The organism is Mycobacterium angelicum (assembly GCF_002086155.1).
Taxonomy (GTDB): Bacteria; Actinomycetota; Actinomycetes; order Mycobacteriales; family Mycobacteriaceae; genus Mycobacterium; species Mycobacterium angelicum.
The window spans coordinates 1-786 of sequence record NZ_MVHE01000231.1; the positions used below are offsets into that span (position 1 = coordinate 1).

Annotated in this window: 1 pseudogene; it reads left to right on the forward strand. The window is 71.5% G+C overall.

From position 1 onward, the window contains the following. A pseudogene (locus tag BST12_RS32625) lies at positions 1 to 786 on the forward strand (hypothetical protein); the annotation flags it as partial.

The following is a 786-nucleotide window of genomic DNA, read 5'->3' on the forward strand; positions in this document are numbered from 1 at the left end:
ACGCCACCCTCAGCGCCGCACTCTCGGGCAGCCTGCCCGCCTTCCAAGCCAGCCTGTCCGGCCTCAGCGCAGCGTTCAACGCCGCGTTGAGCGCCGCGCTGTCGGGCGCCCCGGCCCTACAAGGCGCCCTCAACGCCTTGATCACGGCAGGTCAGAACTTCGCCGCCGGATTCAGCGCCATCCTGCCCGCCCTGTCGGCCAGCTTCTCGGCCACCTTCCCGGCCCTGTCGGCGGCCTTCAACGCCACCCTGAGCGCCGCGCTGACGGGCAGCCTGCCGGCCTTCCAAGCCAGCCTGTCGGGGTTGAGTGCGGCGTTCAACGCCGCCCTGAACGCTGTGCTGTCGGGCGCCCCCGCCCTACAAGGCGCGCTAAGTGCACTGCTGACCGCGGGGCAGAACTTCACGGCCGGCTTGAGCGCGGTCTTCCCCGCGCTATCGGCCAGCTTCTCGGCCACCTTCCCCGCCCTCTCGGCGGCCTTCAACGCCACCCTCAGCGCCGCACTGACGGGCAGCCTGCCGGCCTTCCAAGCCAGCCTGTCGGGGTTGAGCGCGGCGTTTAACGCCGCCCTGAACGCTGCGCTGTCGGGCGCCCCCGCGCTACAAGGCGCGCTAAGTGCACTGCTGACCGCGGGGCAGAACTTCACGGCCGGCTTGAGCGCGGTCTTCCCCGCCCTGTCGGCCAGCTTCTCGGCCACCTTCCCCGCCCTCTCGGCGGCCTTCAACGCCACCCTCAGCGCCGCACTCTCGGGCAGCCTGCCGGCCTTCCAAGCCAGCCTGTCGGGGTTGA